General features: G+C 63.4%; 5 protein-coding genes. 3 read left to right on the top strand and 2 right to left on the bottom strand.

Translation table 11 applies throughout. From position 1 onward, the window contains the following. The first annotated feature begins 9 nt into the window (after window positions 1–9). Entirely contained in the window at window positions 10–561 is a 552-nt protein-coding gene (locus LB566_RS12610) for a DUF1697 domain-containing protein (RefSeq protein ID WP_224624627.1), read from the top strand. 45 nt (window positions 562–606) lie between these two features. Here LB566_RS12610 and LB566_RS12605 read toward each other — a convergent pair whose 3' ends face one another. Continuing rightward, window positions 607–2064 (bottom strand): NCS1 family nucleobase:cation symporter-1, encoded by a 1458-nt coding sequence (locus LB566_RS12605; protein WP_224624626.1) that lies wholly within the window; start codon window positions 2062–2064, stop codon window positions 607–609. Between the two features lie 328 nt (window positions 2065–2392). Here LB566_RS12605 and LB566_RS12600 point away from each other — a divergent pair, with 328 nt between their 5' ends. Next, window positions 2393–2695: a DUF982 domain-containing protein gene (locus LB566_RS12600; RefSeq protein WP_140548411.1), complete on the top strand. Its 303-nt coding sequence runs from the start codon at window positions 2393–2395 to the stop codon at window positions 2693–2695. Window positions 2696–3465: 770 nt separating this feature from the next. On the opposite strand, the gene LB566_RS12595 is transcribed toward LB566_RS12600, so the two are convergent. After that, a complete protein-coding gene (locus LB566_RS12595) occupies window positions 3466–5076 on the bottom strand; it encodes a tetratricopeptide repeat protein (RefSeq protein ID WP_224624625.1) in 1611 nt (536 codons plus the stop codon). A 268-nt stretch (window positions 5077–5344) separates the two neighbouring features. On the opposite strand from LB566_RS12595, the gene LB566_RS12590 reads away from it, so the two are divergent. Continuing rightward, window positions 5345–13045, top strand: a complete 7701-nt coding sequence (locus LB566_RS12590) for an autotransporter-associated beta strand repeat-containing protein (RefSeq protein ID WP_224624624.1) — start codon at window positions 5345–5347, stop codon at window positions 13043–13045. Window positions 13046–13254: the final 209 nt, after the last annotated feature.

Here is a 13254-nt window from a genome sequence, read left to right as displayed (position 1 = left end):
CGGCATCTGATGCAGACTTATGTCGCCCTTCTCTACAGCATCGTCCTGGGAGAAGGGCGCCGGGTCGTGATGTCCGACCTGAGGGCGATGGCGGAGGACCTCAGGCTGAAGAATGTCCGTACGCTCGTGGCGACGGGCAATCTTGTCTTCGAGGCGCCGGCGACGGACGTCGCCGTTCTCGAGCAGCGTCTCGAAGCCGCCTTCAAAAAAGCTTTCGGCCGCCATGTCGACATCATCGTGCGCGCTGCCGAAGATTGGCTGAGGCTTGCAGCCGGCAATCCGTTTCCGGCTGAATCCGCCGAGACCGGTGACCAGGTGGCGGTACGGATAATGCGCAAGCCCGTGCCCGACGATGCGGCGGCGGCGCTCGAGACCTATGCCGCCGCCGATGAGAAGGTGATGTCACGCGGCGGCGACATCTGGGTCGTCTTTTCGCGGGAACGACCGAGGTCACGGCTGCTCGCGGCCGCCAATCACAAACGCCTGGGCATCGGCACGTCGCGCAACTGGAACACGGTGCGCCGGTTGGCCGAGATGGTAGCAGTAGGCAGTAGGCAGTAGGGAGGAGGCGGCTGCTTTCCCTGCCTTCCTGCCTACTGCCTCATTTCAAGCCTTCGCCGTCTTGGCGCCGGCACCCACGGCCGCGGTGCGCAGCATGTAATAGATGACGCCGGCAATCCCGACGCCGAAGAACCAGCCATAGACGCCCCACCAGGATGGCAGCCAGTTGGTGAAGTTCGGCAGGATCGAGGAGAAGACGGCGCCAATGCCGGCAGCGATGAAGGCATTGACATGCCAGCCGCCCTGGAAGCGGAACTCGCCATCCTCGCGATAAAGCGCCTCGACGTCGACCTCCCCCTTCCGGATCAGGTAGTAGTCGACCATCATGACGCCGAAGATCGGCCCCATCGTCGCGCCGATGATGTTGACGAAGGATGCAGCGCTGCCTTCCCAAGGCGCGAAGGGATAGAGCACGAGCGCGATCAGTGCCGCGATGTAGCCGCCCTTCTTGAAGTCGATCTGGCGCGGGAAGACGTTGGAGAAGTCGAAGGCCGGCGAGACGAAGTTGGCCACGACATTGATGCCGAGCGTCGCCACCGCGAAGGTCAACGCGGCGAGCGCGGCCAGGAACCAGCTGCCGAATTTCGCCGAGATCTGGTCGGGGTGCAGCAGCACCTCGTGATAGACGTCGTAAGCGGCAATGGTGGTGACGCCAGCGACCAGCGAGAACAGGATGAGATTGACCGGCAGACCCCAAATATTGCCCTTGCGCAGCGATGCCTTGTCCGGTGCATAGCGGGCGAAATCGCAGAAGTTGAGATAGAGAGCCGAAAAATAGGTCACCCAGATCGCGGCGACGGCGAACAGCGACGTCCACGATCCCGGCGTGCCTGGCACGCCCGCATCCTTGGTCTTTTCGAGCAGCACATCCATCGGAATGTCACTGGTGAAGGCGAAGGTCCCCGCTTTGACGCAGAGATAGACGGCCAGGATCAGCATCATCACCCAGACAGCCGGCCCGGCCCAATCCTGGAAGCGGCGCACCGTCTCCATGCCCTTCTGGATAATCAGCAGCTGCAGCGCCCAGATGACCACGAAGCAGATCACTTCCAGTCCGGAGTGGCCGAGGAAATGGGTGTTGGCGTTGAAATCGGCGAACCATTGCGAGCGGATCAGCAGCGCGACAATGGCGCCGGAAGCGGCCGCCGTCTGTGCGCCGTACCAGAAGCAGGCGACGATGGCGCGCACCAGCGCCGGTATGTTGGCGCCCCAGATGCCGAAGGATGCACGGGCGAGCACTGGGTAAGGCACGCCGGTCTTCACGCCGGCATAGCCGACCATGTTCATCAGCGCGTAGATGATGAGCGAGCCGATGCCGATGGCGATGATGAAGTTGACGAAGCCGCCGCAGAACAGGAAAAGGCTGGCGGCGAGGTAATAGCCCCAGAGGCTGTGGACGTCCGACGTCCAGACGTTGAAGATCGAGAATGGTCCCCAGTTTCGTATCTTGGCCGGTGCGAGATCCTCGTTATATAGATCCGGCGATGCGCCTTGTATCGTCATTGCAATTGTCCCCTTCTTGCAGCACGCGCCCTCACGCGTTGACCGTCAAGGTTACGCCTGACGTCAGGGAAGGGGCAATCGGCTGATTTGCCGGCTTTGGCCTTAAAGATATTCAATGGGGATCGCGCTTATCGCGCGGCATGATGCTTGCACTCTGACCGGCGAGTCCGATTCGTGGCGCTTTCAAGCGCCGGCGCGACGACATCGCAGTCGCGGCGGGCAAACCTGCCCTTTTTTTGCCAGGCGTCCGTTTTTTATGGAACCAAGTGGATGATGGCGCGTTTAATGGGGTTCGGTCGAACACGTCGCGACCGAGCGGGAGGATACGATGGATTATTTGCATTTTTTTTCGCCCGTGCGGATCTCACGCGGGCAGGGACACCCTATCGAGGAAATCGACAGTGTTGCCGAGGCCATGGTGTTTTTGCGTAAATGGCCGACCGGGCGACGTGGCCCCGTCTATCAATGCGCGCTGAACTGCTGCGCGGCCGCCTTGTCGGGGCAGATGTCGGCTGAAGAAGCCAGGAAGGCGTTCACCGGCTTCGCCCGGATCACGCGGCTTTTGGATGACGACATGGCCTTGTCGGTGGGCAACGAGCCAGCGGGGCGCGTGTACGCGCTGCGGCGGTAACGTTCTGGACCGACTGTAGTCGAAAACGGTGCCGGCTCCCGGCGCAGATTTCACTGTTTGTCCGTTTGCCATTGTGTCTGCGAACGCCTAATGCGGCGCAGCCCAGGATGGCCACCATCTGCTTGTGGTCGGCAACTGCCAATCCTGGAAAGGCGGTTCCCCCGTCTTGTTCGCCGCAGTTGAAAGACCATCGACCAGATCACAAAACAGCGTGCCACTTTCCAAGGTGCAGCAAAAACCGGGCGCAAGCTTCCGATATTTCGGAATGATTCCGCCCAGCACTCGAAAGAAGACAGCACTTCAGGCCATAGGATTTGGCAGGCGCAGAAGGACCGCGTTCAGACTTACTGCTCGAGAGAGGGGCTTGCCTACTTCGCATATGTCGCCGATATGGGGATCGGTGGCCATACCGCCGCATCAACCAACCAATCGACGCTAAAAATGCCGGGATACCAAGAGCATAAGGCGGCAATCGCCCCGATCGTGGACTGGACATATAAGCGAATAAAATCAACTAGGTATCTGAGACCGTGTGCAAAAACTGCACACGAAAGTTCTGCTTCTCTTCTATTTTCGTTCCTACGATGGGGGGGCGTTTGGCCGCTCGAAGCGCATTTTTCCGGCTGCGCTCATCTGGGCCGCGACGGTCTACGCCAGCGCATCCGAGGGGGCGCATTTTGGTCCGCGTATGAACCATTAGGTCGGGCGGCAGAACTGTCCGACGATTTCGGCCGGGCCCACACTGTTGTCCTTACCACTCCTGCGCAGCGCTATTTCTCCGGCAGCCCGGCTGCCGCCATCAGGCTCACGATCCGTTCGGAAGCCTTGAGATACACCGGGCTGGTGTTTTTGGTCGGCGCCGGCACATTGAGCGTGGTCGAGCCGGGCCTCAGCTCAAGGGCCTTGGTCATCGTCGCCCGGGCTTCGGCGACGCGGCCCAATTGCTGATAGGCGGCGGCCAACAGCAGATGTGTGCGCCCGCTGGCCGACGTGATCGCGATCGACCGTTGCAACCAGGGCAAGGCTTCTTCGGCGCGGCCCATGAGCAGATAGGTGAAACCTGCCCCAATCGCCCAGGTCCAACGCGCGACCGGGGGCGTATCGAAGCTGTCCGCCTGCTTGAACGTGGCGAGTGCATCGTCGAAGCGGCCGAGGAAAACCTGGGACAGCCCGATGAGGTACAGCGCGATCCCATCCCATGGATCGCGGGCGAGCACCTTGCCGCATGCGACCAGACTTTCGACGAATCGGTTTGTCGTCGACAGATACCGGCAATGCGCTTCCAGCACCGGGATGTAGTCCGGCTGCGCGCGCAACGCGCGCGCCATGATCGCCCCGATGCTGGTCTCGACCGTCTCTCGCTCTTCGGTGGGATACCAGGCCATCTGAATGCCGCGGAGCTGAAAAGCCGCCAGCGCGACCTGCAAGTCGACATTGTCGGCGTCGTCGGCAAGGGCTTTTTCCAGGATCACCTGCGCGGCGCGAAAGCGTTCCAGCGTCGTCTGGTCGATCGAGGCCGTCGCCTGCTCGATGGCGACCTTGGCGGGGCCGGTCGGCACGCCTTCGGCCCGGCGTTCATCGGTATTCTGAAGCGCATTGATGCGCAGCGACAGCGCGTGGCCCATTCCAGCGGTCAGGCGGGTCTGCTGACGTTGCGCATCGGCGGCGGCCAGATCAACGGAAAGCGATATTGTCCATTTGACCGCGCCGGTTGCCGGTTCGGTCATGCGCGCACGCAAATTCCACGCAGTTGCTGCCTTCTCCAGTTCGCTGCTGACGACGTAATCGGCGCCCTTCGCGGCGTCGGAAGGAACCACCACTCGGATGGCGTCGATTTTCGCGAGTCCGTCGGTGAGGTCACGGGTGACGTCAGCCGCCATCCGGGCGGCCCGCGGGTTGTCGCCCGCCGCCATGGGCATCACGGCGATGGTCATGGGTGACCCCATCAGGAGACGGGGCAGCCAGAGCGCCGCCGTCAAGGCCGATACGCCCAGTCCCGCCATGGCCAGGAGTGCGGCGCGGCGCCGCATGCCAAAACGGTGCCGGCCCAGCGCCGATTCGTTGTTTGTCTCGGGGACGAACGGCGGGGCCGGCTGTTCCGGCGCGTCCCTGTCCATCGTGTCCGACACCTCAGCCACGAACAGGTAACCGCGGCCGGACATCAGTTTGATGATCTGCCGCTGCTCGTCGCCCAGCGCGCTGCGAAGCTCGCGAATGGACTGGAACAGGCTATCTTCGGCGACATGGACGCCAGGCCAAACCGCCTCCATCAGTTCTTGCTTGCTGAGAACTCGCCCCGCATTGCAGGCGAAAAACTTCAACATTTCGAGGCTTCTCAGCCGGACCTTGATGACGGCGCCGTCCGGCCCGCGCAGTTCCACGCGTTTCCGATCCAGTTCAAATCCTAAAAATTGCAACACGCCGTACTACCCCCGCAACGGCAAACAGCCGCTAAAAATGTCTCCAATTACCATAAAACGCGGCCAGATGCGGTCCATTCAGAAAATGTCGGAAAGCTTCAGAACATGGCGGTGGGCGATTCAGGACTTTCCCGGCGCGCGATGACAGAAACGGACAGGAATGACGTAGGCGGGGGTGAATCGAAATCCGGCATCCAGCGGCCGCGCGTCTCTGTTGGAGCCGGGGAACATGGGTTCAAGAACAGTTTCGACCTCCGACCGCGGCGCTGCTTCATCGCGCGGCGTCGTTTGGAACCGCGCAACGTCATCGGGCCGCCTGTTGCGCGCCTCATTGCTGGTTTCGACGGCGCTGACAGCCACGGCCTATTCGGCTCCGGCCCGGGCGCAGGACGCGACCTGGCTCGCCAGTCCGGCCGACGGCAATTACAATAACGACGCCAACTGGAGTTCCGGCGCCGCGCCGACCACCACGGCCACGTTCGGCGCTTCGTCCGTCACCAGCCTGTCGTTTTCCTCAAATACCACAATAGACGGCTGGACGTTCAATGCGGGTGGCCCGGATTACGATTTCATCAACGGCAGTGCCCTCACCTTCAACGGCGCCGGCATCGTTGCCAACGGTGGCCGCGTCGCCATCACCAACAACGGGGGCCTATACTTCTACAGCAACAGCAGCGCCGGCAGCGCCGCTATCACCAACAGCGGCTACCTGGCTTTCTACGACAACAGCACGGCCGGCGGCGCCACCATCACCAACACCTCCACTCTGGATTTCAACAACGCCAGCACGGCGGGCAGCGCCGTTATCACCAACAACGGCAACCTGTATTTCTACAACAACAGCGCGGCGGGCAGCGCCGCCATCACCAACAACGGCAACCTGTACTTCTACGACGCCAGCACGGCGGGCAACGCCGCCATCACCAACGACAATTACCTTTCTTTCAACAACACCAGCACGGCGGGCAATGCCGCCATCACCAACGCCAGCTATGGCTATCTGTATTTCTTCGACAACAGCACGGCCGGCGATGCCACCATCACCAACACCAGCAGTCTGTCTTTCCGTGGCACCAGCACGGCGGGCGGCGCCACCATCACCAACAACGCCGGCCTGTCTTTCTTCGAGAACAGTAGGGCGGGCGGTGCCGCCATCACCAACAACGCCGGTCTGTATTTCTACGACACTAGCACGGCCGGCAATGCCGCCATCACCAACAACTACGAGCTGACTTTCTGGGACGCCAGCACGGCGGGCGACGCCGCCGTCACCAACAATTCGGGCGGCACGGTCGATTTTTCGTACAGCACCGGCCCGAACGGCGACCACAGGCTAAGCGCGGGCTCGATCGCGGGGCCCGGCAGCTATGTCCTCGGCGCCAACCAACTGACGGTCGGCTCGAACGGGCTTTCGACCGAGGTGAGCGGCGTCATTTCAGGCGCGGGTGGATCGCTGGCCAAGATCGGCACGGGCACGCTGACCCTGTCGGGAACCAACAGCTATAGCGGCGGTACCACGATTTCGGGCGGCATTCTGCAACTCGGCAACGGCGGCGCGACCGGCGCGATCATCGGCGCACTCACGCTGGGATCCGGCGGCAGGTTCGATGTCGTCAACGCCGACACCAGCGGCATCACCAGCCTGACCAATGCGGGCGGCGTCGTCAACGTTGGTGATGACAACCTGCTCGCCGGGTCGATTTCCAACACTGGCGCGGGCCGGATCAATCTGGGCGCGCGCGCCGCCCTCTACGACACTGGCAGCGTGCTGAACAACGACGCCACCATCAATGTCGGCACCGACGGCATCGTCAGGAGCAATGGCGACATCAACAACAATGCCGGCGGCGTCATCACCTTCGAAGGCCCCGGTGGCACGGCGCAATTGTCGCCAGCGGGTAACGTCTACAACAGCGGCCAGATCAATGTCATCGGCGGCGACGTCCGGATGGGGTTGAGCTATTTAAACAATCAGAGCGGCGGCAGCGTCTCGCTCACCGGCGGCGACATGTCCTGGGTGAACAGTTTCACCAATGCCGCCGGGGCGACGTTGAATATCGCCGCGGGCCACAAGCTCAGCGTGCAGTTCCTCAACTTCTATGGCGGCACCGCCACCGGCGCGGGCACGATCGAGGCCGCGGGCGGCATTTACCTCTGGGGCCCCGGCGCGATTGGCACGACGCTGGCCGGTACGGCGTCCTTGTCCAAGGGCGGCCCCGACACGACGGTTCTGACGGGCGCACACAGCTACACCGGCGGCACGACGATCAACGCCGGCACGTTGCAACTCGGCGATTCAAGCATGGCCGGCGCGATCCTGGGTGCTGTGAACGTGGCGGGCTATAGCGGCACGTTCGATGTCGTCAACGCCGATACCAGCGGCATCACCAGCATCACGAACACCGGCACGACGAATTTCCGCAACGGCACCAGCGCGGGCAGCGCCACCATCGCCAACGAGGGCTACCTGTCGTTCTACGACAACAGCACGGGCGGCAGCGCCGCCATCACCAACAACCAATACCTATATTTCTGGAACGCCAGCACAGCCGGCAGCGCCGCCATCACCAACAACGGCAACCTGTCGTTCCACGGAAGCAGCACGGCGGGCAATGCGACCATCACCAACAGCGGCTCCATGGTTTTCAGCGACAGCAGCACAGCCGGCAACGCCACCATCACCAACAACGACGGCCTGTCTTTCTACGGCAGCAGCACGGCGGGCGGCGCCACCATCACCAGCAACGCCGTCCTGTCTTTCGTCGACAACGGCACGGCGGGCGGCGCCGCCATCACCAACAACGGCGGCCTGTATTTTTACGGCACCAGCACGGCGGGCAATGCCGCCATCACCAATAGTCTGGTCGGCACGGTCGATTTTTCGGGCAGCTTAGGCCCGAACGGCGACGGCAAGCTGAGCGCTGGGTCGATCGCGGGCGCCGGCGACTACAACCTCGGCGGCAACGAACTGACGGTCGGCTCGAACGGGTTTTCGACCGAGGTGAGCGGCGTTATTTCAGGCGCCGGCGGCGCGCTGGTCAAGACCGGCGGGGGCACGCTGACCCTGTCGGGAGTCAACAGCTATAGCGGCGGCACGACGATTTTGGACGGTGTGCTGCAACTCGGCAATGGCGGCGGGGCGGGCACGATCTTCGGCGACGTCGTCAACAACGGCGTGCTCGCCTTCAACCGCAGCAATGCGGTGATCTTCTATGGCGACATCTCCGGCAGCGGCGCCGTGCGGCAGATCGGCCACGGCACGACGATCCTTACCCGCAGCAACACATACTCGGCGGGCACGACGATTTCGGGCGGCACGCTCCAGATCGGCGACGGTGGCGCGACTGGCAGCATCACGGGCGACGTGACCAACAACGGCACGCTGGCCTTCAACCGCAGCGACGTAGTGACTTTCTCCGGCGTCATCTCGGGCAGCGGCGCTGTCCGGCAGATCGGCGCGGGCACGACGATCCTGACCAGCGAGAACACCTACAGTGGCGGCACCACGATCGCGGGCGGTACGCTGCAACTCGGCAACGCCGGCGGCGCCGGCTCGATCATCGGCAACGTCATCAACGACGGCGTGCTCGCGTTCAACCGAACCGGGACGCTGACACTCGCCGGCGACATCTCGGGCAGCGGCGCGGCGCAGCAGATCGGCTTGGGCACCACGATCCTGACGGGCACCAACAGCTATTCTGGCGACACCCTGGTCACCGATGGCCGGTTGCAGTTCGGCGACGGCAGCGCGGGCAGCAGTAATACGCTCGGCGGCAACCTCATCGTGGCCGGCGGCACGCTGGCGATCCAAACGCCGGCGACGGTAAGCGTCGCCCAGACCGTGACCTTCGGCGCCAACACCGCGTTGTCCATCACCGCTGGCGCCAACAGCCCGGTGCTGTCGGCGAACAGTGTCACGATTGGCAACAATGTGGCCTTGAACATCAGCGGTATCGGCGATGCGAGCCAACTCGACAAGGTGCTGATCGACACCACGTCGGGCATCAGCGGCGACTTCGCCAGTGTGTCCGTGGGCGGCTTCGGCGGCACGGTGGACTACCTCACGGTCTCCACCCGCAAGTCGACCGACAGCTTGCAATATATCGCCAGCTACGGCTTAAGCTGGAACGCCGGCAATGACCTCGCCCACGGCAGCTTTACTCTGGCCAATCCGACCGACAGCTTCACCGTCGGCGCAACGCTCAGCGACCAGGCCGCCAATCCCGTCACCGGATGGAACGGCGCCGCGCTGACCAAGGCCGGTCCCGGCACTCTGATCCTGACGGGGGACAACACCTATACTGGCGGCACGACGATTTCCGGCGGCACCCTGCAACTCGGCAACGGCGGCGCGACCGGCTCGATCCTCGGCCACGTCGTCAACGACGGCGTGCTCGCCTTCAATCGCGGTGATGTTGCCTCCTTTGGCGGCGTGATCTCGGGCAGCGGCGCGGTGCGGCAGATCGGTGGGGGCACGACCATCCTGACCGGCGACAATACGTATAGCGGCGGCACGACGATCGCGAGAGGCACCCTGCAAATCGGCAATGGCGGTGTAACCGGCTCGATCCTCGGCAACGTCGTCAACAACGGCGTCCTCGCCTTTAACCGCTCCGATGCGGTGACCTTCGCCGGCGACACCTCCGGCACCGGCGCTGTCCAGCAGATCGGCAGCGGCACAACGATCCTCGCCGGCAGCAATACCTACGCGGGCGGCACGACGATTTCGGGCGGTACGCTGCAACTCGGCGATGGCGGTGTAATCGGCTCGATCACCGGCAATGTCTCCAACGACGGCGTGCTCGCCTTGAACCGCTCTGACGTGGTGACATTTGGCGGCGATATCTCCGGCAGCGGCGCTGTCCAGCAGATCGGCCAGGGCACGACGATCCTGACTGGCGCCAACAGCTATAGCGGGGGCACGACGATTTCGGGCGGCACGCTGCAAATCGGCGAGGGGGGCGCGACCGGCAGCATCACGGGCCATGTCGCCAACAACGGCACGCTGGCCTTCAACCGCTCCGATGCGTTCACCTTCGCCGGCGCAATGTCGGGTAACGGCGCGCTCAATCAGATCGGCAGCGGCACGACCACGCTGACCGGCGCGGGTAGTTCGGTGGGCATGGTCACGGTCGGCAATGGCACGCTGGCGCTCGGTCAGACCGGCACGTTCAGCGCCGCAAGCTACACGACACAGAGCGGTGCGGTCACGGCCATCGGCGGAGCCGCACAACTCGCCGTGACCGGAGCCTTCACGCAGGACACCGGCTCGACACTGAACGTCACCCTGGGCGCGAACGAGCCGACCATCACGGCGGACTCCGCGTCGCTGAGCGGAACCCTGAAAATTGCCGGCCTCACGGCGCCTTCGTCTGCCAGCGCACTGGCGGGCACCCAGTTCACGGTCCTCGCGACGACGAACGGCATTTCCGGCGACTTCGCAAACATCACCATCGGCGGCTCGTCAAACCCGGTCGATTACCTGAGGGTGACGGGTGGCAGGAGCGTTGACAATCTCGACTACAACATCGGCCTCGGCCTGATCTGGACCGTCGGCGCGGCGCAAGGCAACGGCACTTTCACGCTGACGAACAGCACGGACGCCTTCAATGTCGATGTGGCGCTGACAAACCAGACCGGTCCCTTCGCCAGCGGCTGGGACGGCAAGAGCCTGACCAAAGCCGGCGGTGGTGCGCTGACGCTCTCGGCGATGAGCACCTACACCGGCACGACGACCATCAATGGTGGCACGCTGGCGATCACGGCGACCGGCGGTATCACCTCCGATGTCATCAACAACGCCACATTCCGGAACGCCGGCACGGTGGCCGGTAGCGTGACCAACAATGCCGGCGCGATCTTCACCCAGACGGGGGGTGGCGTCTCGAGCGACGTGATCAACTACGGCACCGTGAACGCCAATGGCGGTGCGCTGAATGGCGCGATCGCCAACAATGCCGGCGGCATCTTCACTGTTGGCGGCACGCTGACCGGCGACAGCACTTTCAACAACGCCAATGGCGCGACCCTCACGGTGTCCGCGACTGGCGACTACACCCTCGCGGGGCTGCTGACCAACAGTGGCGCCGTCACGGTCGCTGCGGGCGGCTCGCTGACGGCGCCCGGCGGCATTCTCAACCGTGCCGGCGGCGTCATTACGAACAACGGCACCTTGACAGACGCTCTCGACAATGCCGGGCTCGTCACCAACAACGGCACCTACAATGCCACTGTGGCCTCCAATTCCGGCACGATCAACAATACGGCCGGCGGAATATGGAGCGGCAACTTCAACACGTCGGGTATCGTCAACAGTGAGGGGACGATCAATGGCAGCCTGATTCAGACCGCGGGAACGACGGCCAACAACGGCACCATCACCGGCGCCGCCGCGGTCTCGGGCGGCCTGTTCACGGGTAGTGGTTCGGTCGGCGGCCTGACGATCGCCAGCGGCGCGACCGTCGCCCCGGGCGTGGCAGGCGGCATCGGCACGATGAGCGCGGCCGGCAACGTCACCTTCGATGCAGGCTCGATCTATCAGGTCACCGTCAACACCGCCGGTCAGGCTAGTCGCATCAACGCCACGGGATCGATCGCGATCAATGGCGGCTCGGTCAATGTGCTGGCGGGTTCGGGCCATTATGCGCCCAGCACCACCTACATCATCCTCAGCACGACGACCAATGGCGGCAGGACGGGGACGTTCGATAGCGTCAGCTCCAATCTGGCCTTCCTCACGCCGACGCTCGGCTATGACGCTAGCGACGTTACTCTGACGATGACCCGCAACGCTATCGATTTCGCCGCAATCGGCATTACGGCGAACCAGATCGCCACTGGCGGCGGCGTCGAAAGTCTGGGCTTCGGCAATCGGGTCTACAGTGCGGTGTTGAACCTGTCCGCTCCACAGGCGCAATATGCCTTCAATCAGCTCTCAGGCGAGATCCACTCATCAACCAAGACCGCGCTGATCGAGGACAGCCGCTTCGTCCGCAGTGCCATCAATGATCGCATTCGCGCCGCCTTCGATGCCGTCGGCGCGTCGGGTACGGTCTCGACCTATGAGGGCGGAAAGCTTGTGACGGTGAAGGCGAATACCGACCGTTTCGCGGTCTGGGGCCAGGCGTTCGGCTCGTGGGGCCATACGAGTAGTGACGGCAACGCCGCCCGTCTCGGCCGCAAGACCGGCGGCTTCTTCATCGGCGCCGATGCGCCGGTGTTCGACACCTGGCGCTTCGGCGCCGTCGCCGGTTACAGCCAAACGTCCTTCGACGTGAAGGATCGCCGCTCCTCTGGTTCAAGCGACAACTACTATGTCGGACTCTACGGCGGCACGGCCTGGGGTGATCTCGCGTTCCGGACGGGTGCTGCCTACACCTGGCACGACGTCTCGACCAACCGGAGCGTGGCGTTTCCCGGCTTCGACGGAAGCCTGAAGGGCGGCTACAACACAGCAACAGCACAGATGTTCGGCGAACTCGCCTATGGATTCAGCGCGGGTAGCGCCCGAGTCGAGCCTTTTACCAACCTTGCCTACGTGAACTTCCATACCGATGGTTTCACCGAGCAGGGCGGCGCAGCGGCGCTGACCGGCGCCTCGGCCAACACCGACGCGACCTTCACGACGTTCGGCCTTCGTGCCTCGACGACCTTCGACATCGGCGGGACCGCGCTCAATGCGAAGGGCATGGTCGGCTGGCGTCATGCTTTCGGTGACATGGCGCCGACCTCGACCGTGCGCTTTGTGGGCGACGGCAGCAATGCCTTCGCCGTCGGCGGGGCTCCGATCGCCCGGGATGCCGCGGTGATCGAAGCCGGTCTCGATTACGCGATTACGTCCAGCGCCACCCTCGGCGTCTCCTATGGCGGCCAGTTCGGCTCGGGAATGTCCGACCAGTCGGCCCGCTTCAACTTCAACGTCAAATTCTGATGGCGAGCGGCGTGAACGAGCATAGTCAGAGCTGATCCGCTGCGAAGCGTTCGATGCGAAACGCGAACATCATGAAAGCGGCAATGCAAGAGCAACATGGGCTGAACGATCACGGCGCTCCTCGCCGGACTGGAACCTGAGTTGACGATAACCAAAAACACACGAGAAAATCCGACAAAATCGCTCCTCCCGCTATTCTACAAGGACCC

Source organism: Mesorhizobium sp. CA13 (assembly GCF_020165235.1).
Lineage (GTDB): Bacteria > Pseudomonadota > Alphaproteobacteria > Rhizobiales > Rhizobiaceae > Mesorhizobium.
Note: the sequence above shows the minus strand (reverse complement) of the source record. Positions and strands in the feature narration are given on the sequence as shown.

Coding starts and splice junctions, on each gene's coding strand:
- LB566_RS12610 (WP_224624627.1), top strand. CDS start 10: ATGCAGACTTATGTCGCCCTTCTCTACAGCATCGTCCTGGGAGAAGGG.
- LB566_RS12605 (WP_224624626.1), bottom strand. CDS start 2,064: ATGACGATACAAGGCGCATCGCCGGATCTATATAACGAGGATCTCGCA.
- LB566_RS12600 (WP_140548411.1), top strand. CDS start 2,393: ATGGATTATTTGCATTTTTTTTCGCCCGTGCGGATCTCACGCGGGCAG.
- LB566_RS12590 (WP_224624624.1), top strand. CDS start 5,345: ATGGGTTCAAGAACAGTTTCGACCTCCGACCGCGGCGCTGCTTCATCG.